This is a genomic window from Gemella sp. zg-570, from assembly GCF_018866345.1.
Classification (GTDB): Bacteria; Bacillota; Bacilli; order Staphylococcales; family Gemellaceae; genus Gemelliphila.
In genome coordinates this window covers 990925-1011616 of sequence record NZ_CP076443.1, presented here as the reverse complement: position 1 = coordinate 1011616, position 20692 = coordinate 990925, and the positions used below count along the sequence as shown (strand labels likewise).

29 protein-coding genes are annotated in these 20692 nt (G+C 29.0%); 22 read left to right on the top strand and 7 right to left on the bottom strand.

The genetic code is table 11. The features are described 5' to 3' along the window. Nucleotides 1–131: 131 nt before the first annotated feature. Nucleotides 132–1505, bottom strand: coding sequence for a glycine--tRNA ligase (locus KMP11_RS05085; RefSeq protein ID WP_215755808.1), 1374 nt, complete (start codon nucleotides 1503–1505; stop codon nucleotides 132–134). Between the two features lie 319 nt (nucleotides 1506–1824). On the opposite strand from KMP11_RS05085, the gene dnaG reads away from it, so the two are divergent. Both dnaG and rpoD read left to right on the top strand, forming a co-directional pair. Then, nucleotides 1825–3621: a DNA primase gene (gene dnaG, locus KMP11_RS05080; RefSeq protein ID WP_215755809.1), complete on the top strand. Its 1797-nt coding sequence runs from the start codon at nucleotides 1825–1827 to the stop codon at nucleotides 3619–3621. Between the two features lie 11 nt (nucleotides 3622–3632). Next, nucleotides 3633–4727, top strand: a complete 1095-nt coding sequence (gene rpoD / locus KMP11_RS05075; protein WP_215755810.1) for an RNA polymerase sigma factor RpoD — start codon at nucleotides 3633–3635, stop codon at nucleotides 4725–4727. A gap of 148 nt (nucleotides 4728–4875) precedes the next feature. Here rpoD and KMP11_RS05070 read toward each other — a convergent pair whose 3' ends face one another. Then, the gene (locus tag KMP11_RS05070) at nucleotides 4876–5064 is read right to left on the bottom strand and encodes a hypothetical protein (RefSeq protein WP_215755811.1); all 189 of its coding nucleotides are present in this window, start codon (nucleotides 5062–5064) and stop codon (nucleotides 4876–4878) included. A gap of 786 nt (nucleotides 5065–5850) precedes the next feature. Here KMP11_RS05070 and KMP11_RS05065 point away from each other — a divergent pair. After that, nucleotides 5851–6540 (top strand): SH3 domain-containing protein, encoded by a 690-nt coding sequence (locus KMP11_RS05065; protein WP_216279632.1) that lies wholly within the window; start codon nucleotides 5851–5853, stop codon nucleotides 6538–6540. An 11-nt stretch (nucleotides 6541–6551) separates the two neighbouring features. Here the strand turns inward: KMP11_RS05065 and KMP11_RS05060 are convergent, their stop codons facing one another. Both KMP11_RS05060 and KMP11_RS07850 read right to left on the bottom strand, forming a co-directional pair. Then, complete coding sequence (locus KMP11_RS05060) at nucleotides 6552–6740, bottom strand: hypothetical protein (RefSeq protein WP_215757066.1); 189 nt, start codon at nucleotides 6738–6740, stop codon at nucleotides 6552–6554. A gap of 3 nt (nucleotides 6741–6743) precedes the next feature. Further along, a complete protein-coding gene (locus KMP11_RS07850) occupies nucleotides 6744–6872 on the bottom strand; it encodes a hypothetical protein (RefSeq protein ID WP_256442635.1) in 129 nt (42 codons plus the stop codon). Between the two features lie 672 nt (nucleotides 6873–7544). Here KMP11_RS07850 and KMP11_RS05055 point away from each other — a divergent pair. The 10 genes from KMP11_RS05055 to KMP11_RS05010 all read left to right on the top strand — a co-directional run bounded on the left by KMP11_RS05055 (nucleotide 7545) and on the right by KMP11_RS05010 (nucleotide 11648). Then, complete coding sequence (locus KMP11_RS05055; protein WP_216279631.1) at nucleotides 7545–7739, top strand: helix-turn-helix domain-containing protein; 195 nt, start codon at nucleotides 7545–7547, stop codon at nucleotides 7737–7739. 218 nt (nucleotides 7740–7957) lie between these two features. Further along, nucleotides 7958–8101 (top strand): hypothetical protein, encoded by a 144-nt coding sequence (locus KMP11_RS05050; RefSeq protein WP_216279630.1) that lies wholly within the window; start codon nucleotides 7958–7960, stop codon nucleotides 8099–8101. A 124-nt stretch (nucleotides 8102–8225) separates the two neighbouring features. Further along, nucleotides 8226–8420, top strand: a complete 195-nt coding sequence (locus KMP11_RS05045) for a helix-turn-helix transcriptional regulator (protein WP_216279629.1) — start codon at nucleotides 8226–8228, stop codon at nucleotides 8418–8420. Between the two features lies 1 nt (nucleotide 8421). Continuing rightward, a complete protein-coding gene (locus tag KMP11_RS05040) occupies nucleotides 8422–8625 on the top strand; it encodes a hypothetical protein (protein WP_216279628.1) in 204 nt (67 codons plus the stop codon). A 238-nt stretch (nucleotides 8626–8863) separates the two neighbouring features. Then, nucleotides 8864–9193, top strand: coding sequence for a hypothetical protein (locus KMP11_RS05035; RefSeq protein WP_216279627.1), 330 nt, complete (start codon nucleotides 8864–8866; stop codon nucleotides 9191–9193). A 76-nt stretch (nucleotides 9194–9269) separates the two neighbouring features. Then, complete coding sequence (locus KMP11_RS05030) at nucleotides 9270–9473, top strand: hypothetical protein (protein WP_215756865.1); 204 nt, start codon at nucleotides 9270–9272, stop codon at nucleotides 9471–9473. Then, a complete protein-coding gene (locus KMP11_RS05025) occupies nucleotides 9461–9637 on the top strand; it encodes a hypothetical protein (protein ID WP_216279626.1) in 177 nt (58 codons plus the stop codon). Before KMP11_RS05030 ends, KMP11_RS05025 begins: the two co-directional genes overlap by 13 nt. Before the next feature lie 12 nt (nucleotides 9638–9649). Next, nucleotides 9650–10216: an ERF family protein gene (locus tag KMP11_RS05020; protein WP_216279625.1), complete on the top strand. Its 567-nt coding sequence runs from the start codon at nucleotides 9650–9652 to the stop codon at nucleotides 10214–10216. Further along, nucleotides 10174–10455: a hypothetical protein gene (locus tag KMP11_RS05015; protein ID WP_216279624.1), complete on the top strand. Its 282-nt coding sequence runs from the start codon at nucleotides 10174–10176 to the stop codon at nucleotides 10453–10455. The genes KMP11_RS05020 and KMP11_RS05015 overlap by 43 nt, the downstream gene beginning before the upstream one ends. Nucleotides 10456–10565: 110 nt before the next feature. Further along, complete coding sequence (locus KMP11_RS05010) at nucleotides 10566–11648, top strand: iron-containing alcohol dehydrogenase family protein (protein WP_215756861.1); 1083 nt, start codon at nucleotides 10566–10568, stop codon at nucleotides 11646–11648. 29 nt (nucleotides 11649–11677) lie between these two features. Here the strand turns inward: KMP11_RS05010 and KMP11_RS05005 are convergent, their stop codons facing one another. The 3 genes from KMP11_RS05005 to KMP11_RS04995 all read right to left on the bottom strand — a co-directional run bounded on the left by KMP11_RS05005 (nucleotide 11678) and on the right by KMP11_RS04995 (nucleotide 13858). Continuing rightward, nucleotides 11678–12487, bottom strand: a complete 810-nt coding sequence (locus tag KMP11_RS05005; protein WP_216279623.1) for a DUF1129 domain-containing protein — start codon at nucleotides 12485–12487, stop codon at nucleotides 11678–11680. Continuing rightward, the gene (locus KMP11_RS05000) at nucleotides 12477–12821 is read right to left on the bottom strand and encodes a PadR family transcriptional regulator (protein ID WP_216279622.1); all 345 of its coding nucleotides are present in this window, start codon (nucleotides 12819–12821) and stop codon (nucleotides 12477–12479) included. Before KMP11_RS05000 ends, KMP11_RS05005 begins: the two co-directional genes overlap by 11 nt. Nucleotides 12822–12964: 143 nt before the next feature. Continuing rightward, nucleotides 12965–13858 carry a cation diffusion facilitator family transporter gene (locus KMP11_RS04995; RefSeq protein ID WP_216279621.1) on the bottom strand — a complete coding sequence of 298 codons (894 nt, stop codon included), beginning with the start codon at nucleotides 13856–13858 and terminating at the stop codon, nucleotides 12965–12967. A gap of 251 nt (nucleotides 13859–14109) precedes the next feature. Here KMP11_RS04995 and secE point away from each other — a divergent pair, with 251 nt between their 5' ends. From secE to KMP11_RS04950, 9 genes are all read left to right on the top strand, one after another. Beyond that, a complete protein-coding gene (gene secE, locus KMP11_RS04990) occupies nucleotides 14110–14280 on the top strand; it encodes a preprotein translocase subunit SecE (RefSeq protein WP_215756857.1) in 171 nt (56 codons plus the stop codon). A gap of 9 nt (nucleotides 14281–14289) precedes the next feature. Continuing rightward, on the top strand, nucleotides 14290–14838 hold the full coding sequence (nusG, locus tag KMP11_RS04985) for a transcription termination/antitermination protein NusG (protein WP_215756856.1): 549 nt from the start codon (nucleotides 14290–14292) through the stop codon (nucleotides 14836–14838). Between the two features lie 51 nt (nucleotides 14839–14889). Beyond that, on the top strand, nucleotides 14890–15747 hold the full coding sequence (locus KMP11_RS04980) for a DegV family protein (protein WP_216279620.1): 858 nt from the start codon (nucleotides 14890–14892) through the stop codon (nucleotides 15745–15747). A 10-nt stretch (nucleotides 15748–15757) separates the two neighbouring features. Next, a complete protein-coding gene (locus KMP11_RS04975; RefSeq protein ID WP_216279619.1) occupies nucleotides 15758–16141 on the top strand; it encodes a lactoylglutathione lyase in 384 nt (127 codons plus the stop codon). 552 nt (nucleotides 16142–16693) lie between these two features. Further along, nucleotides 16694–18163: a BglG family transcription antiterminator gene (locus KMP11_RS04970; RefSeq protein WP_216279618.1), complete on the top strand. Its 1470-nt coding sequence runs from the start codon at nucleotides 16694–16696 to the stop codon at nucleotides 18161–18163. A gap of 1 nt (nucleotide 18164) precedes the next feature. Further along, nucleotides 18165–18551, top strand: coding sequence for a PTS sugar transporter subunit IIA (locus KMP11_RS04965; RefSeq protein WP_216279617.1), 387 nt, complete (start codon nucleotides 18165–18167; stop codon nucleotides 18549–18551). Between the two features lie 9 nt (nucleotides 18552–18560). Further along, entirely contained in the window at nucleotides 18561–19010 is a 450-nt protein-coding gene (locus KMP11_RS04960; protein ID WP_253195941.1) for a PTS sugar transporter subunit IIA, read from the top strand. 40 nt (nucleotides 19011–19050) lie between these two features. Beyond that, nucleotides 19051–19329, top strand: a complete 279-nt coding sequence (locus tag KMP11_RS04955) for a PTS sugar transporter subunit IIB (RefSeq protein WP_216279616.1) — start codon at nucleotides 19051–19053, stop codon at nucleotides 19327–19329. An 89-nt stretch (nucleotides 19330–19418) separates the two neighbouring features. Beyond that, nucleotides 19419–20678, top strand: a complete 1260-nt coding sequence (locus tag KMP11_RS04950; protein ID WP_216279615.1) for a PTS galactitol transporter subunit IIC — start codon at nucleotides 19419–19421, stop codon at nucleotides 20676–20678. The last annotated feature ends 14 nt before the right edge of the window (nucleotides 20679–20692 follow it).

Genomic DNA, 20692 nt, shown 5'->3' with positions numbered 1-20692 from the left:
GCTAAGTTTTAAGCTAGTAGTAATTGTAACATTAAAAAAATATAATGTCAATAGATTTTAATAATAAGTGTCAATTTTTTTTGTTGACAGAATTTTCTTTTAAACTGAATAAAAAATTATATTTTCATTTATTAAAATTTTATTTTATTATTTATATAATTACTTAATTCTGATATAGCTATTCTTGTTTGTTCCATAGTATCTCTATCTCTTACTGTTACCATATTATCATTTTCAGATTCAAAATCATAGGTAATACATAAAGGAGTACCTATTTCATCTTGTCTTCTATATCTTTTTCCAATAGAACCTGTTTCATCAAAATCTACCATAAATTCTTTAGATAAATCAGAAAATAATTTTACAGCTTCTTCTGATAATTTTTTAGAAAGAGGTAGAATAGCTGCTTTGTATGGCGCTAGGGTAGGATGTAATTTTAAAACTATACGTTTGTCATTTTCTCCTACAACTTCTTCTTTATAGGCATCACACAAGAAAGCTAATAAAACTCTATCAACACCCACAGATGGTTCTATACAGTAAGGAAGATATTTTTCATTTGTTATTAGGTCTTGATAAGACAAATCAGCTTTAGAGTGTTCACTATGTTGTTTTAAATCATAGTCTGTTCTTGAGGCAATACCCCATAATTCTCCCCAACCAAAAGGAAACTTAAATTCTATATCAGTAGTAGCATTAGAATAATGAGATAATTCTTCTTTATCATGGGCTCTAAGTCTTATTAAATTTTCATCAATCCCTAAGTTTAATAGCCAATCTTTACAATAATTTTCCCAGTATGAGTGCCATTTTAATTCCGTTCCAGGTTCACAGAAAAATTCTAATTCCATTTGTTCAAATTCTCTTGTTCTGAATATAAAATTACCAGGAGTAATTTCATTTCTAAATGATTTTCCTATTTGTCCAATACCCAACGGTAATTTTTTACGCATAGCCCTTTGAACATTTTTAAAGTTTACAAAAATACCTTGAGCAGTTTCTGGTCGTAAAAATATTTCACTTGTAGAATTTTCTACAACACCTTGACTAGTTTTGAACATAAGATTAAATTGTCTAATGTTAGTAAAATTATGTTTGTTGCATTCTGGACAAGGAATATTTTCTTTCTTTATTACATTTTCTAATTCTTCAAAAGGCAGGCCGTCAACAATTATATCTTCTTTTTTATTTTTAAAATAAAATTCTTCTATTAATTTATCTGCACGTAATCTCGATTTACATTCCTTACAATCCATCATAGGATCACTAAAGTTTCCAACATGACCAGACGCTACCCAAGTTTTTGGATTCATCAATATTGCAGAATCTAGTCCGACGTTGTAAGGTATTTCTTGTATAAATTTTTTCCACCAAGATTTTTTTATATTATTTTTTAATTCTATTCCAAGCGGACCATAATCCCAAGTATTAGCTAAACCTCCATATATTTCTGAACCTTGAAATACAAAACCTCTATTTTTTGCCAAAGATAATATTTTTTCCATTTATAATTCCTCCTAAATTATTATTAAAATTAAAAATACCTGAACATAGGTATAATAAAACACCTACATTCAGGGACGAAATTTATCCGCGGGTCCACCCTTATTAGTAAAAACTCACCTTTATTATTAAATTTTAAATTTCAAGCCAAATAAATTTGTTAATCTTTCACCATCATTAACTCGCTTTTTAATATTCTATCATTTTTAAAAAATTTTTTCAATACAAAAATATTTTTAATTTATTTAAACTATTAAATATGATATAATAACACTACAATCTTTTACCCAATTTTAAACATTGGAGTTGGGAGGAAAAACTTTGAGTAAAATTTCACAAAAAGATATAGATTATATTTTTGATAATATTGATATAGTTGACTTAGTGAGTGAATATGTAAAGTTGGAAAAAAGAGGCAGAAATTATATAGGTCTATGTCCTTTTCACAATGAAAAAACTCCATCTTTTACAGTTTCACCAGAAAAAAAAATATCACACTGTTTTGGGTGTGGTAAGGGAGGAAATATATTTCAATTTTTATCAGAAATAGAGGGTTTAAACTTTAATCAAGCAATATACAAATTAGGTTCCAGGTTAGGACTTAACATAGAAAAAGATAGTAATGATAATTTTAATTTATCTGATGAAAAAGATGTAATGTATTATTCACATGTTTTAATTGCAGATTATTACAACTACATTTTATTAAATACAAAAGAAGCAGAAAAAGCATTAGACTATCTTTTTGAAAGAGGTATAACCATAGATACAATAAAAAAATTTAATATCGGCTATGCTCCTCCAGGTAGAAATATAGCTGTTTCTTTTTTTAATTCACATAATTTAAATTTAGATTATGTTGTAAATTCTGGTATTTTAGGTAAATCCAACGGAGAATATTATGACGTTTTTAAAGACAGAATTATTTTTCCTATAAAAGACAATAACGATAAAGTAGTTGCCTTTTCAGGAAGAACAATGTCAAAAGAAAAAGAAATATCAAAATACTATAATACACATGAAACGCAAATATTTGAAAAAAGAAAAGTACTATTTAATTTTTCAGAAGCAAGACACCACATAAAAAAAGAAAATAGTGTCATAATTTCAGAAGGCTATATGGATGTTATAAGCTCATATCAAGAAAATGTAAAGAATGTAGTTGCATTAATGGGAACTAATATAGACGAAAATATTTTAAATGATATTTTTAAATTAACAGACAAATTTACTCTAGCCTTAGATAATGATGGTGCAGGAATAGAGGCGGCTTTTAAAATAGGAAATTCCTTAATCAAAAAAACAGATAATGTATTTAAGCTATCTTTTTCAGGAGCCAAGGATATTGATGAATTTATACACAAGAAAAAATCTTCAAATTCTTTATTTTCATTTTATGATTATTCTAAAGACAATATCACACATTTTATAGAATATAAGATAGAATACTATAATAGCACAATAAAAAATTTAGAAGATAAGATTAAATATAAAAATGAATTGGTAGAAAATATAAGTTTTATAGAAGATGAAGTTTTAAGAGATTTACTAATTACAAAATTATCTAATGATTTCTCTATTGATAAGAATATATTACTTAGAGAATTATCCAATAGTAATAATAAAAGACAAATTAATACAAAACAAAAGCTGCTATCAAGTAATAATTTTGATTTTAAAACTTTTTATGGAATACCAGCATTTGATAAGAAAATCTGTAAATTATTTAAGTATTTTTTTATTAATAGAGATTACTTTTTATCTGTATATGATGAATTTGAAGGATTTACATTTAAAAATTCAATTTTTAATGAGCTATTTAATGTTTTAGTTATTTATTATAATAATTATAAGTATTTTTATGTACATAAATTCATTAATAATATAAATAATGTTGAACTAGTTAATTTAATAAAATACATAGATAATACCGACTTTTTAATTTCACAAAATGAAGATTTATCTACTATAAAAGAATACATAAAATATATAAAAAAAAGTTATCTATTTAAAGATAAAGTTGATAGCATAAAAACCAACTTGCAGAGTGCGATAATAGAAGCAGATTATGAAGCACAAATAAAAATGCTTTCTAAGTTGAAAAAATATAAGAAATAGTGAGGCTAATTATGTTGAAAGATTCAAGTAATAAAGATTTTGAAACAATAAAAAATGAATTTATCGAAAAAGGTAAAAAAAATGGAGAATTAACGCAAGAAGAAATTCTTGAAGCAATTTCAGGACTAGAAATAACTCCTGATGAAATAGATTTTTTCTATGAACAGTTGAGTAGAGAAGATATAATTTTAATAAATGCAAATCATGCAGAAGAAATAGAAGAAGACGAAATTAATTTAGAAGATTTATCAGTGCCAGCTGGTATAAAAATAAATGACCCTGTAAGAATGTATCTTAAAGAAATAGGTAAAGTTCCCTTATTATCAAAAGAAAGAGAGTTAGAATTAGCTAAAACTATAGAAAATGGTAATGATGCAGAAAAAGAATTAGCAAAACAAGAATTGGCAGAAGCTAACTTAAGACTTGTTGTAAGTATTGCAAAAAGATATGTGGGCAGAGGAATGCTATTTTTAGACCTTATTCAAGAAGGCAATATGGGATTGATTAAAGCGGTAGAAAAATTTGATTACTCTAAAGGATTTAAGTTTAGTACCTATGCTACTTGGTGGATTAGACAAGCTATAACTAGAGCTATTGCAGACCAAGCAAGAACTATAAGAATACCAGTTCATATGGTAGAAACAATAAATAGGTTAATAAGAGTTCAAAGACAACTACTTCAAGATTTAGGAAGAGAACCAAAACCAGAAGAAATAGCAGAAAAAATGGGAATTACTACTGAAAAAGTTAGGGAAATTTTAAAAATAGCTCAAGAACCAGTATCTTTAGAAACGCCAATAGGTGAAGAAGATGATTCACATTTAGGAGATTTTATTGAAGACAAAGATGCTCAATCACCGGTAGAGCATGCTGCTAATGAATTGTTAAAAGAACAGCTTGAAGAAATTTTAGAAACTCTTACAGATAGGGAAGAAAATGTTTTGAAACTTCGTTTTGGTTTGAAAGACGGAAAAACGCACACTTTAGAAGAAGTAGGAAGTGCCTTTGGAGTAACAAGAGAGCGTATAAGACAAATAGAAGCAAAAGCAATAAGAAAATTAAAACACCCATCTAAATTAAACAAATTAAGAGGATTTATGGAGTAAAGTTAAGAACCCTTGTTTTATAAGGGTTCTTTTGTTTTGTATTTGAAATAGTATCAAATTTGTAGTGATTTTTAAAAAATATTAATGTTAGTCAGATTTTAAAAGAAGCTTTGTTAAAAGAATTATAGGCTAAATTAAAAGAGAGTGTTTAACTCTCTTTTTGTGTGTCTATGTAATATTTATATAGCTTTTCGGCTGTTTTTAGGGTCATGTTTTCTATTTTTCGGTCTCCTGTTATGTAGCGTTGAATTATATTAGGGTTTATCTCTAAGTCTTTAGCTATTTTGTAGGCTGTAATTTCTCCGTTTAGCAGTTTTTCTATATGTTCTATAAGCATAGTATACCCCCTAAATAAATTTTAATATTATTGAAATTATTGTTGCTATTATACCTAGTATAATTATTGTAACTTGTATTTTTTCTTTGTCCATGTTATGATTAAGTAAGATATAAGGAGGGGGCTTTTACCCCAACCTTATTTATTTGAAAAATTTTTCAAACAATTCTACTAAAAGATTTATTATTTGTAATGTGGCTAAAATAATATTAATTTTTATTAGTAGGTTTGAAGAATTTTTTTTATTTTTCTTACTCATTTTCTCACCTCCTTATATTTATATTATATAGCAAAAGGTGCATAAAGTCAAGAGTTTTTAGAGAATTTTTTTAAAAAATTTGACAAAATATTTTAATTTTGTTAATATGATTTTAGAGATAAAAACCAATCCTTAGTGATTTAACCTATCTCTTTCTAAAACACTAATGTTAGTAAATCTATAGTGATATAGAAGTGTAATAGAAGCACGTTACACTGCTTGGCAGAGCTTAATAACTGTTCCTTTGCGATAAGCCTAAAAAGCACAACATAGGGAGTTAGTTTTAATAACTAATCGATTACTCCGTTCGGTAGTTTTTAACCGTTCCGTGCTTTGTATAACAGGGGTACGTTATACTGCCTACCACAGGCTTTGTGAGTGGTCTTTTAGTAGTGAGCGAAAAGAGAGTTAGCTATTCGTTATTTTGGCTTACTTTTGTAAGGCAATTTTATTTTAAAAAGTAAATTTATAAGTTAATTTTAAGTCAATTTTTGGTTGGCTTTTTTATTTTGAAAGGAGTTTTTTTTATGGTAACACAGACAGAAGCGATTAGTTGGGTAAAAAGTAAGATAGGGGGGCGTACTGATTTTGACGGTTGGTATGGTTCTCAGTGTGTGGATTTGATTATGGCTTATGTTTATGATAATTGGGGCGGTAAAGTTCACGGTAATGCTATTAATTATGTTAATAATGCTTTGCCAGCTGGTTTTAGGCGTTTTAAAAAGGGTGAGGTTACTATTCAACCAGGTGATATTGTGGTATGGAATATTACTTTACCTTGGGGGCATATTGGCATTTGTACGGCTGTAAATGGAGGTTTGCTTACTTGTGTTGAGCAAAATGTAGACGGCAACGCAGACGCTTTGACAAAGGGAGGCCCTGCAAGGGTTGTTAATAGGTATGATGGCTTGGTTGCCGCTATTATTAGGCCACCTTATGATGTTGATGGTGCAAATGATAGGGAGTGGACAAGGGTTCCTGAGAGTTGGCATTTTACGGTTACGGCTGGGTCTTTAAATGTTAGAAATGAGCCTAGGCTTGATTGTGAAGTGGTGGCTGTTTATAAAAGGGGTCAAGTTATTAATTATGATAGTTATTGCATAGCTAATGGTTATGTGTGGGTTTCTTATGTTTCTTCTAGTGGTAAGCGTAGGTTTGTTGCGACTGGTACTTTTAGGGATAATAAAAACCAAATGGAATTTGGCCATTTTAGATAGTTTAAGGGAGCTTATTTGCTCCCTTTTTTTGTTTGTTTGTAGTAGTTGTATAGTTTTTCTGCTGTGGCTAGCGTCATGTTGTCTATTTTTCTTTTTCCAGACATGAAGGCATATATGTTGTTGTTAGGTATTCCTGTATCTTTTGAAATTTTATAGGCTGTTATTTGTCCATTTAGTAATTCTTCTATTTCTTTTTTCATTTTTTACCTCGTTAAGTAGTATATTATTAGTCCTGTAATAATTATAGCTACTATAAATTCTATTTTTTCTTTTCTAGTAGTTTTTTTAAGTTCAATAGTTATATTTTTGTTAAATAATCTATACTTTTTCATTTTTTTATGTTATAATGGCAACTATAGGGGGATTATTTATCCCCAACTATAGTTATTGTTAGCTTAATAAATAAAAGGTGTATTGTGAATTTTATTTCTTTTATTTTTAAGCTTTTTTTGTTTGCCATTTTGTTCTCCTTTCTTTTTTATTTAAAGTTGTTAATTAACTTTATGTTTATATTATATATCATAAGATAGATTTTGTCAAGTGTTTTTTTGTGATTTTTTTAATATTTTACATAAATAAAGTGTATAGAAAAAGAGAAAAAGTATTAAAAAAGAGAAAAAAGTATTGACAAGAACAATATAATATTGTATAATATTATTATCAAGTTAGAAAGGAGGGTTAAAGGCTTGAAAAAGTGAGATGAAAAAATCGACGAAATCAAAGACTTCATCGACAAGTTGGTTTTGTTGGTATTATCACTTAGAACTTTAGCTAGTTTGATTAAGTGGATAATACAAACATTATTAAAATAATTATATAGGGGCGAAAGCCCCTAATAATTGAATTATAACATTTTTTTAAGTTTAGAACAAGAGGGATGAAAGATTTATTTTTAAATATTGGTGGTGTAATTGTAAAAATACTTATTTTATGTGTTACTATATACGCTTTTTATAAACTGTTAGTATAGCTATATATATTTGAACTTAAGGGAGGTGAAGATTTTGGAAAAATTAACGTTAAAGATGCTAAGGGTTAAGTTTAATTTGTCGCAAGATGAAGTGGCTGGGCGTTTGAATATATCCGCTGCGACTTGGAGCAAGTGGGAAAGAGCTATTAATTTCCCTAGTGTACCAGATATTAAAAAAATAGAAAAACTTTTTAATATCACTTATGCTGATATTGATTTTAAAATATAAATTAGCCTTAGTTTATTTTTTTACTGATTATTATTTATGAATAGTTTACGCAATTAAAAGGAGCATTAGCTCCTTTTTTTATTTTGGCTATTTTTATAAAAAAAGATGAAAAAATATTATTTTTTTTGTAAAAAAGGCTTGACAAAAGAAGAAGAAGAAGAAGGTAGAATATTTATACAGGGTTAAGTTAATCCGAGTTTTTGAAAAAGGAGTAAGGTATGATTACTTTTAAAGAGTTAGCAGAGCTTTTGACTAGCTTAGGTGTTTTATTTGCCGGTATTGCTAGTTTAATAACAGCTACTAATAATAAAAAGCCTTCTGTAAAAAACAGAAAGCATAAAAACCATCGCAAAGGGGGCTAATCCCCTTTGTATATAAGTATATCATATTGGTTTAGAAAATGCAATTTTTATTAGCTTTTATATTTTGTTTTTTAATTTTCCGTTGGGTAAGTAAGGGTGATTAGGTTTTAAAGGAGGTGTTATTTTGGTTACTTTGAAGGAATTAAGGGAAAGTAAGGGGCTTAGCGTCCAGCAGGCGGCGAAGCTTTTAGGTATTAGTAGAAATTCTTTATATAATCATGAAAAAAATACTAGGAGCGTTAGGCTTTACAGGTTAAAAAAGATTAGCCAGGTTTACGGAGTAAGCATAGATGAAATAGAATTTGAAGGGGGGCTGTAAAATGCAAGGTGTAAGGGGCTTTATAATAGGTGTTTTTCTAGCTGTAGGAGTAGAAGAAGGCTTAAACCCTTTCAGAACACTAATGTACATACTGGGGGGCTTAGTACTAACAATGTTTTTTGATTTTAGAGATTTAGACGAAAAGAAGCCTGTGAAAAAGAAAGTTAATAAAGGTAATCAAAAATTCATAAGCCCTTTTTATTAAAGGGGGTTCGGTACTTTTAGCTTGTTATCTGTTGCTAGTAGATAAAAGAAGGCTTAGCAAGTACAGCAGGCGTGCCTCCTCAATAAATTTTTCACGGCACCTATATTTACATTAAAATTTCATCTAGCTAAAATTACTTTGTTTAATGTAAAGTCGACTGAAAAAAATATACAAGTTTACGCTATCAGTAAAAACTTGGTCAATAAAAAAGATTTAGAAGAAAAAAGGAAAAGGCAAGATGGGAGAAGTAAGCAAGAAATGGGAAATGAAAGAGGATGTAGATCTGTATAAATTGCAACCTCATTTTATAGTTAGGGACTTAGCAAAACATTTTAAAACCAGCAAGGAAGAGGTAAGGGCAAGGATAAAGCTTTTGGGCTTACGGCGTGATTTTTCAACGGATAGGGTACAATTTGATAGAATACCCAAGAAATATTTTATACATGCGGTTTTAACAATCCACGGTGTAAGTACGTATAATAAAGTACGTTTAGCTGTGTATATGGGGGAAGTCATAGAATATATAAATGCTTCTTACCGTCAAGTAAATAGGAGTTTAGGCAAATAAAAAAGCTAGCAACATAAGTTACTAGCAAACCTAAATATATAGGTAGATGATAGCATAAAAAGAGGGGGAAGTCAAGATGAAAGAAACAATACAAGAAAAAATAGACAGGAACAAAAAAGAAGACCTGGCAGAAATGCACCATTACATATACGAATTAAAAATACTAGAAAAGAAAACAAAAATAAAATTAGGTATAGACTGGGACAAGGCAATAAATAGAACGCTAAGAGCAATTAGTGAAATATACAAAAAAAGGAAAAATAAAAAATGCGACAACTAACAGATGAATTAAACGAGCAAAGGGAAATAATAAGACTACTTAATAGGCAAAAATACAATTTGGGCAAGAGGCTACCAGAAAAGAAGGTAACCGAGATAATAGCCCTTATTTGGGATAATATAGACTGGTGGGAAGGAGTAAACAACGAAGGTTGGAGAAAGTAGGAGGTAAAGACGGTGAAAAAATTACAAAAAGCAAGGGTGTTATTACAAGAAAAGCAATTAAAGAAAAGTGGGCTTAATCCATTTCAAAAGTTTAAGTATTTTGAACTGCAAGATTTTTTACCAAGGGTAAATGAAATTTTTGAAAGTTTAGATTTATATAGCCACTTTGACTTGTATAAGGAAGTGGCCAAGCTGACTATAAAAGATAATGAGACGGACGAGAAGGTGCAATTTACAAGCCCTATACAGAAGTTAGAGGGGGCAAAGATGCAGGATATAGGGGCGACTATTACTTATGCTAAAAGGTACTTGTATATGAACGCCTTAGAGATAGCAGAAAATGATATAATAGACGCTAAGAACCAGGAGGAGAGAAAGGCAAGGCAGGCTTTAAAGGATGCAAATACGGCAAAAGATAAGGAAGAGATAATAAAAAATATTAATGATAATGTTGACCCTGTCCAAGTTACGAAGTGGTTAAAGGCTAATGGTTATGAAACGTTAAATGATGTTAGTGGGGAGGTGCTGGCGACTTTATGGAAAAACTACTTAGAGAACTTGAAGCAAAAGAAAAATTAGTTAAGGAAGTAACGGAGGATATAGCAAGGATAAAAGAGGACTTAATGCAGGAGATGAAAAAGGAGGGTATAGACAAGTACCTTACAAAGGGGGCGAGTATATCTTATATTCCGTCTAGTGTGTCTTATGTGTTTAATTCTCGGCAGTTTAGACAAGAGAACAGCCAGCTATATGAAAGTTATTTAAATCAAGAGAGGGTAACAAATGAACAAATTAGAATTTCAAGAAGCAAATCATAGTTATACTAAGATAATTTATTTTTAAAAATTTTATTTTATATATTGAATTTTTATAAAAAAAATGATATCATATTAGAAAGCGTTATATTATTAGTAAGGAGTAGTTTTATATGTTAAATTTAGTTAATGTACCTAGACCCGGAGTTAGTCAGTATGTTTCTGGTAGAGGAGCTTTGGGTGAATTAGATAATAGAATTGCAGGATTTAAAAAGCCTTTATTAATTTCTGGAGAAAAATCAAAGGCTGCTTTTGATAAATTCTATAAAGGGATAAGAAAGTTTCAAGAATTAAAATACGATGGGTCAGCTTCTCACGAAGATATGGACAGACTAGCAGGATTGGCAGCTGCGGATACAGACTTAATAATTGCAGTAGGTGGTGGAAGAGTTTTAGATACTGCAAAAGGAGTTGCAGATAGATTAGATGTTGAATATATAACAGTGCCAACAGTTATAGCTACTTGTGCTCCTTATGCACCTGTTGCGGTAGTGTATCATCCAGATCATAAATTTAAAACCATTGATTACACTAAAAGAACAGCTTATGCTTGTATTGTAGATTTAGATTTACTTGTGGAATCTCCAAAAGAATATTTTGTTGCAGGTATTGGAGATACCCTAGCAAAATGGTATGAAGCTCGTGTTCTTGTAGAACGTGCCAATAAATTTAATGACCCTATGGTAAGAATGGGCTTGGAAGCTGCAAAAATCACAAGAGATGTTTTATTAAAAGATGGGGAAATTGCCCTAGAATCACTTGCTAAAAAAGAGGTTACAGAAGAATTTAAGCATTGCGTGGACACTGTTTTTGCAGTTTCTGGGGCTGTGGGTTGCTTTGCTGTACACTATGGTAGAATGGCAGGAGCTCATGCAGTTCATAATGGCATGAGCTTTGTAGCAGAAACTCATCCAGTTTTACATGGTGTAAAAGTTTCTTATGGCATTTTAGTTCAGCTTGTTGCAGAAGGTAATGAAGATGAAGTAAGAAGGTTAATTCCATTTTACAAAGAAAATAATTTAGCCTACAATTTAGCTTCATCTAATATAGTTGAAAATGTTGAGGAAAAAATAGATAAAATTGCAGATTTTGCTGCTAGTGAAAAGGAAACTTTTAGGCTAGCAATAGATGATTGTAGCCCAGAAAAAGTTGTGCAAGCTATGAGAAGATTAGAAGAAATTGTCAAAGAATTTTAAATAAAAGCCCTTATTTTTTACAAGGGCTTTTATTTTTTTGTTTTTAAAAATTTTTTGCTTAATAATATAGTTAGTAAGAAAGATATAATAATTAATATTATAGAAAATATAAATAGATTTTTATTTTCTACTAGGTGGTTCAAATTATTTTTACTTAGTATGGAGATGACAGCAAATATAGTAGGAATAATAGTAAGGATAATTTCATTAAAAGATATTCCAGCATATATTATGGCTAGTATTGATGCCAAATAAGAACTTATTAATATAGTTGGTGTAACTTTTATATGATAAGATATTCCTAAATTGATAATATCATATTTTATGAGTAAAGGTGCAGCTAATAAGGCTAAAAATATTAGAATAGATAATATCATTAATACTAGAATTTTATTTTTTTTATAAAAATTACTTGTTACTAAATATAGGCTGGCTAATATAATTATTAAAATAAAAATTCCAGATATGGCGTAAGTTACTAAATCAAAATCTTCTTTTCCGACTAAATTTATAAAAAAAGATGGTAGAAAAAACATCATTATTATTTCTACTATATTCTTAAATTTTCTGCTAAAACTATCTTGTGAAGAATTTTCTATTATATTTTTAGCAATTAAATCTATATCATTACCAAAAATATCTTCAAAATGTTTTCCGTTTTTTTGTGCTTCGATTAAATCTTGTAAAATTTCTAACAGAGTTTCTTCTAATTTCTCTTGGTTTTTAAAAAATCCTATAAATCTTATTTTAATTAATAGTTCCTCGTATTTTTTATTGTTTTCTTCTGAAAGTTTGTTTCTAAGTTCATTATTATATGTAATTAAATCTTTAGTCTTCATTATTTTCTCCTTTAATATTTAAGATGTTATTAATAGCAGTGTAAATATTTTTCCAAATAGGTATAAAATCATTAATATATTTTATTCCTTTCTTGGTTATTTTATAGTATTTTCTTGGTGGGCCACTACTTAATGCGGTTGAATAACTCGTTAATAATTTTTCTTTTTCTAATTTTAAGAGTAGGGGATATATTGTACCTTGTGCAACCATATTTAGTTTGTATTCTGAAAGTTTTTCGTTTATCTCATAACCGTACATATCTCTTTTAGAAATTATTTTTAAGACACAAACTTCGAGTATACCTTTTAATATTTGCGATGTGTTTATTTCCATTTAGTCCTCCTTAAAAATTTTTATTTCTAACTATCTTGCAAAACAAAATAGAAAATTAAAAAAATATTTTCTTTTCCTTAATTCATATAATAACAAAACAAAACTATTTTGCTTTACAAAATAGTTTTGTTTTAAAAATAATTTTAATTTTTATCAATAAAATCTTCATCTGGTTCTAAGTGTATCAAAGTTTCACAAGCAAAAAATTCTTTTTGCAAGGCTTTTTCAATTTTTACTGTAATATCATGACTTTTAATAACATTTAATTCTGGATTTACGGTTATAGTAACGTCGATAAAGTGTATTAAACCGTGTGAGCGTCCCCTAATTTCTTTGATGGAGACTACCCCCTCTATATTTTTCACAATTTTATTTATTGCTTCTATTTTTTCTACATCTATTCCATCTGTTAGTATATGAGTTGCCTCTTTAAAAATATTTATGGCAGTATAAATTATTATGCAACCCACGATAAAAGCGGCTATACCGTCAGCTTGTTTTATCCCTAAAATTGTTCCGACAATTCCCACCAAAGTTCCCATGGAAACAAAGGCATCACTCAAATTATCAAAGGCCACTGCTTTTAGGGCAGAACTACCAATTTTTTTTGATAAGTTGTAGTTGTAGTAAAAAACAACTAGCATTATCAAAGATGATATTATAGCAACAATAATGGTGGGTGTAGAGGGCGAGTTAAAGTCCTGATACCAAATTTTTTTTATGGAAAATATTACAACTTGAATACCAGCATAGAGCATAATAAATGAGGCTATTAAACTGGAGATAAGTTCTGCACGAAAGTGTCCGTATAAATGATTATCATCGGCTGGTTTTCTTGAAATTTTTAGTCCTACTAGAACACAGATAGAAGATATTAGGTCAGTAGCATTGTTAATTCCGTCGGCAAGTAGGGCTGCAGAATTAAAAATAATTCCAGTAATAAGTTTTATGGAAGATAATATTAAATAAGAAATAATACTTATCCTTGCACCTTGTTCTGCTTTTTTTAAATTGTCGAAGATACTTTTATTATTCATAAAGTTGCTCCTTTTAATTATCAAATCAAGGTATTATACCATTATTTTGCCCATTCTTCAATTTATAAAATAATTTATAGCAAATTACAATAGTAGGATAGGTAGATAATAATAATAATAATAATACAATAATTAAATAATTCACTTAAAATAATTTATTAATAGTAATAATAGACTTATTTAAGTAAGTATGTTATAATTTTGTCATATTTGAATTAAAATTGAAATTATGGTGAGGAGCATGTTTAAAGATGTTTAAATTTTTGAAATCAGTTGTTTCTGAAATGAAAAAGGTCAGCTGGCCTACATTTTATGAATTAATAAAAAAGACTGCGATAGTAATTTTTTCAGTAGGAATATTAATAACTTTTATTTATTTTGTAGATTTAGGAATCTCTACATTAATCAGACACATGAAGTAAGGAGATATTATGAAGAATACAGTTAGTAAAGAATGGTATGTCATACATACTTACTCTGGATATGAAAATAAGGTAAAAGATAATTTAGAAAAACGTGTTGAAACTCTAAATATGCAGGATAAAATATTTAGAATAGTTGTTCCAGAAGAAAAAGAAATAATTACAACACCAACAGGCAAGAAAAAAGAAGTAAATAGAAAAACTTTTCCTGGTTATGTTCTAGTTGAACTTGTTATGACAGATGAGTCTTGGTTTATCGTAAGAAATACACCAGGAGTTACTGGCTTTGTTGGTTCACACGGTGGAGGAAGTAAGCCAGAACCCCTATTGCCAGAAGAAATAAACTTTATCTTGCGTGATATGGGACTGTCTAATGTAACAGAAGTAGATATTAAAGTTGGTGATTTTGTAAAAGTTATATCTGGACCTTTTGTTAATATGGAAGGAAAGGTAGCATATATTGACCTATCTAACTATAAAGTTGATGTTATGATTGAACTTATGGGTAGAGAAACTAAGGTTGAATTAGAACTATACCATGTAGAAAAATTTAATTAATTTTATAGAAAGGAATATTATAGTTTTATATTATAATATCGGTTAAAATTATTGAAAAAAATAGCAATACTTGTAGATTCTACAGCTTATCTCACTGAAGAATTTAGAAAAAAAGAAAATTTAAGAGTAGTATATCTTACTATTACACTAGCAGGAAGAACTAGAAGAGAATTATTAGATATTAAACTAGATGAATACCAAAAATATTTGACAGCAGAAAATAAGGTTTTTCCTACAACATCACAACCTCCGATAGGAGAGGTAGTAATCGCCTTAGAAAAATTTAAGGAAGAGGGCTATACAGATGTAATAGCCATAGGTCTATCAAGTGGCATAAGTGGAACTTACTCATCTTACAATACTGCTGCTCTCATGGTTGCTGGTATAAATGTACACCCATTTGATTCTGAAGTATCATGCCAAGCAGAAGGATTTTATGTAACTAAAACCTGTAAGCTAATAGAAGAAGGAAAAAATCCCAAGGAAATTATTGCAGAATTAAATGAAATGAAAAAAAATTCTAAAGCCCTTTTTATTGTTGATGATTTAAGTCATCTTCAAAGAGGGGGACGACTTAGTCAAACTCAAGCCCTAGTTGGAAATTTATTACAGGTAAAACCAATACTACATTTTGATAATAAGGTTATTGTACCCTATCAAAAAATTCGTACTTATAAAAAAGCAATAAATAAAATATATGAAGTCTTTGGAGAATTTTATTCAGAAAACAAGGGAAAAAACATCCATGTTTGTATTATCCATACCAAAGCAGAAGATAGGGCAGACGATATGGAAGATTACATCAAGGAAAATTATCCCGATGTAAAAATTTTAAAAGATGAAATAGGACCCGTCATAGCAACTCATTTAGGTTTAGGAGCCATAGGTTTTGCTTGGACAGTATTATAGGAGAAAAATTATGAAACAACGAATGGCACATACTTGCTACCGAGTAGCAGATTTAGAAAAATCTATAAAATTTTATACAGAAGCATTTGATTTTAAAGTTAGTAGAAAACGTGATTTCCCAGAATACAAATTCACCCTAGTTTATTTAACTTTACCAGATGATGCTTACGAGTTAGAACTAACTTACAACTACGGACATGGAGCCTATGAAATAGGGAATGGTTATGGGCATATTGCCATAGCAGTAGAAAACTTAGAAGAATTACATGCTAAGCACAAAGATGGAGGCTATAATGTTACAGAACTAAAAGGACTACCAGGTAGCCCTGCTGGTTACTATTTCATTACAGACCCTGACGGTTATAAAGTAGAAGTCATAAGATTTAAGTATTAAAAATATTTAGTGTAGACAAGTCTGCACTAAATATTTTTTGTTTTTATAGCAATATTCTATTGAAAATTTGAGATTTTAATAAAAAATTATTTACAAGTCTTAGCAATAAAATTTTTATTTTGGGCATACAGTTTTTATTTTACACTTATTAATTTTTTATCTTAAATAGAATTTATTTTTATAAAAAATTTTCTAGCAAAAAATTATTAAATATACAGAAAAAATTTAAAATATATTTTTAAAAATTTAATAAGTAATATCAATTAAAGAGAAAAAGAGATTATAAGTTTACTTATAATCTCTTTTTCTCTTTATCTATTTTATATTTTAAATTATAAAAATGTCCACAAGTTTTTAAGTAAATACTCTGACAAAATAAAAATTTTTATATAAAAGCCTCTAACAAGAGCATTAGATAGTTTTTTGAAAATAACAACAGATTTTCAAAAAATATTACAACAGTTAAAAAGTCCATAAACTTGTGGACATGATTTGGTATTTTATTAGTCATGTAAACGAATTATAATTTTAATTAATAAGGAGGTAAGAGTAATGTCAGAGTTAAACAATAGAGAATTAGAACTCATTAAAGTATTAACTGAGGCAAGTAATTATCTACCTGTGCATGTTATTGCAGAAAGATTAAAAATTTCTACTAAAACTATTTATAGGGATATAGAAAAGTTGACTTCTAAAAGGAGTGATTTAATCTTTGAGAAAAAGAGGGGAAAAGGAATAAAACTAAATATCTCTAAAATATCCTTAAATACTTTGCAAATACAAAAAGTTTCCAGATATTCCATAGAAGAAAGAAGAATTAAAATGTTGCTAAGACTACTAAGAAATTCTAAAAATTTTATTTCTATTGAATCTTTATCGGAAAAATACTATGTAAGTAAGTCAAGTATTGTCAACGACCTTAACTATATAAGTATCTATCTTTTAGGAGATACTCTCTCAATAGCAAAGACTAGACAGGGTACTAAAATAGTTGGTGAAGAAAAAGATATCAGAGCCAAGATAGTTAGTTTAATGGATACCTACTCCTTTATTTCTGATGATGAAAAAACTTCTGAATACTATTCAGAAAGAATTAATAGCGCCACTATAAAAGAACTCAGTGCAAAATTTGATGTTAACAAGTTAGAAAAAATTGAATACATCGTAAATAAGTACGAGGGTAGACTACCATACACTATTGGTGATTTATATTATACAAACTTGGTCGTTCATATCTTAATTGCTATCGAAAGAATAAAATCGGGTAATTATATAGACGTAAATGAAAATAAGGTTGGGACTGATGAAAATTATTATAGAGAGGCAGTTAATATAGCAAAGTCTCTTGAAGAAGAATTTGCAATAAAATTTCCTAAGAGTGAAATTTACTACATCTATCAATATTTAGTTAGTACGGGAGTTGGAGAAATAAATTATGGCAACAGCATTCCAGTAGAACAAAATATAGAAGATATAGCAAATAGATTTTTAGCAAATATTAATTCGAGTAATCTTTTTAAAATTGATAAGAACGAACATATCTATTACGTTTTCAAACTACATATCAGAGCCTTAATAAAAAGACTTAAATATAATATAGAAATCAAAAATTCTTTGGCAGAAAAAATAAAGTTAGACTATAAAGATATCTTCCTTGCTGTAAAAAATTTAGCAAAAGAAACTTTAAGTAATAATATTTCTGATGATGAGGTGGCCTATCTTACGGTCTATGTTCAATCTATCTTAGAAGACAATATAAGCCATAAAAATGTAGTTCTTGTTTGTCATAGTGGTTTTGGTACATCACAATTCCTTAAAAAACGGCTAGAAACAATATTTACTAAACTAAACATAGTAGATGTTGTGTCATCAAGAGAACTAAAAGGTTATAACTTGAAAAATGTTGATTATATAATCTCTACCGTCAAATTAGATATAGAATACAAAAATATAATTAATGTAAATGTGCTATTAGTTGATGAAGACATAAATTTAATCAATAAAACAATCTTTGGTGAATGACATGATAGTTGATATTTTAAAAGTGAACAAAACAGAAAATATAGAAGGTGTCTATAGAGAAGTTGCTGATTATCTTCATACAAATAAAATACTAGCTGACAAGTGCGTCTTTTTTGAAGAATTAAAACACAGAGAAGAATTAGGAAGTATAAAAATATATGATGATGTTTACCTGCCACACATACTAAGTGAAAATATCTTAAAAAATATAATTTTACGAGTAGACGGGTACAGAGAAAAAGTTTTATTTATACTCATAGGAAATGCAGATGAAGAAGTTAGAAGCAAAATATTTAGAATAATCACAAAACTTTTAGATAGAAATTTTATAGAGGAGTTATTTAGATATAGCAAGCAAGAATTTGAAGAAAAAATAAAAATAATTTAGGGGGAAATAATGCAGCAATATTTTAGTAAGGAAAATATTTATTTGAATGTAGCTGGTAATAGCTTTGAAGAAGTTTTAAAAAATGTTACCGAAATACTAGAAAAAAAGGGTGCTGTTAAAGATAGCTTTTACAATGCCGTTTTAGAAAGAGAAAAAGTATTTCCAACAGGTTTAGAGTTCCCGAAGTATAGTATCGCTATACCACATACTGACCCACAGCATGTAAACGTAAATAGTATTGTGGTTATAAAGCCAAAAAATTCAGTAATATTTAAAGACATGGGAAATAACTCTAAAGAATTGAGTGTAGGAGTAATATTACTATTATTGATAAGCAAGAGTGAAGACCAAGTTTCAGTATTATCTAGTATAATTAAAAAATTTGCTGATGCAGATTGCTACAACAAAATTTTATCAAGCAGTAGCCAAGAAGAAATTTATGCTACTTTAACAAAATAAGGTCATAAAAATAAAAAATAATTTATCGGAGGATACAAAAATGACAAAAACATTATTAATTGCTTGCGGTGCAGGAATTGCAACATCAACAATAGCAGTAAAAAAAGTAGAAGAGTTGGTTGCAAAACATAACTTGGACGTAAACATAAAACAAATTCAAATTTCAGAGGCAGCCTCATTACAAAATCAGGCAGATTTAATTGTTTCAACAACTATGTTACCTACAATATATTCAATACCAGCAATAATAGCTACTGCTTACATTACTGGTTTTGGTGAAGAAGAACTAGATGAAGAAATTCTTTCACATTTAAAATAATTAAATATGGTTATAAAAATCCGTAACTATTAATTAAATTTAATACTTATGGAAATAACAAAAAATAATTTTTAAAGGAGAATATAATAATGGATGGATTATTAAAAGGTGTTCAGTATTTTCTAAATTTAGGACCTACTGTAATTTTACCTATCGCAATATTTTTACTTGCACTTATTTTCAGAGTACCAGTTGGAAAAGCAGTTCGTTCTGCTCTTACAATAGGTATCGGTTTTGTTGGAATTAATGTAGTTGTAGGTATATTAACAAGTAACTTGGGACCTATAACACAAAAATTCGTAGAAGTACACAATTTAAAACTTGATACAGTAGATGTTGGTTGGCCAGGTGCAGCAGCAGGTTCTTGGGCATCTCCAGTAGCAGCAGTCCTTATTCCTGTTTGTTTGGGTGTGAATATTTTAATGATTGCACTAAAATTAACTAAAACTCTTGATATTGACGTGTGGAATTATTGGCACTTCATAGCAGCGGGGGCTACTGGTTATGTAGTTTCTGGTGGTATTTGGTGGTTCAGTATCCTATGTGCTGTTCTTTACGAAGTTATGGTATTAGTTATGGCAGACAGAACTCAAAAATCTGTTGAAGATGTTTACGGACTTAAAGGTATCTCACTACCAACAGGTTCAACTGCAGCTTTTGGTTTTGTAGGTATTCCAATAGCTTGGTTAGTAGGTAAAATACCAGGAATTAAAAATATCCACGTTGACCCAGAAACAATACAAAAACGTTTTGGAATTTTCGGTGAGCCAATGGTAGTTGGTCTATTCTTAGGTATGCTTTTAGCATTAGGTGCAGGCTATGACATTGGTGGAATTTTAAAAACAGGTGTGGCTATGGCAGCCTTCATGGTTCTTATGCCTCGTATGGTTAAGCTTTTAATGGAAGGTTTAATTCCAATTTCAGAATCAGTTAGAGAATACATGAAAACACGTTATAAAGGTAGAGATTTATATATCGGTCTTGATGCAGCAGTATCAATAGGACATCCTGCAAATATCTCTACTGGATTAATCTTAGTACCAATTACATTGTTATTAGCAATAATTATTCCAGGTAACAAAGTATTACCATTCGGTGACTTGGCAACAATTCCTTTCTATGTATCATTTATCGTAGCTAACAGAAAAGGAAATATCCTACACTCTGTCTTAGCTGGTACAGTTGTAATAGCCCTATCTCTACTTATGGCTACTGACTTTACAAGTGTTCATACACAAATGATGGCAGGTGTTGATGGTTACGGAGCTGGTCAATCACTAAGTTCACTTGACTTAGGTGGTAACTTCTTCAACTGGATTATCTTAAAATTTGCACAATTATTTTACTAATAATATTTAATTTA